We start from the raw sequence: 252 nt of genomic DNA, 5'->3' as shown, positions 1-252 counted from the left end.
AAAAAGCTGGATCCGCCGCGCGATGGATCATCTTCGGGAGTGCGTGGGCCTATGAATGACAGCGAAAAACGCGATGACATGCTGGCTGCAGAATATGCCCTCGGCACCCTGCGCGGAGGGGCGCGGCTTCAGTTCCAGAAGAGGCTTGCCGCTGAGCCCGGTCTGGCTGCCCGCGTGGCGTACTGGCAGGAAATGTTCAGCACGCTCGACAGTCATCTCGCGCCCGTTCACCCACCCGAGACGGTGTGGAAG

1 protein-coding gene is annotated in these 252 nt (G+C 62.3%); it reads left to right on the top strand.

Annotated elements, in window-relative coordinates; genetic code table 11:
- Positions 1 to 51: 51 nt before the first annotated feature.
- Positions 52 to 252 (top strand): hypothetical protein (locus CN514_RS24945; RefSeq protein WP_217993470.1); only part of this gene is annotated, 201 nt, incomplete at its 3' end.

The sequence above is a fragment of the Bacillus sp. AFS001701 genome (genome assembly GCF_002559405.1).
GTDB lineage: Bacteria > Bacillota > Bacilli > Bacillales > Bacillaceae_G > Gottfriedia.
The sequence above is the reverse complement of the archived record's forward strand: the minus strand, read 5'-3'. Positions and strand labels throughout refer to the sequence as shown.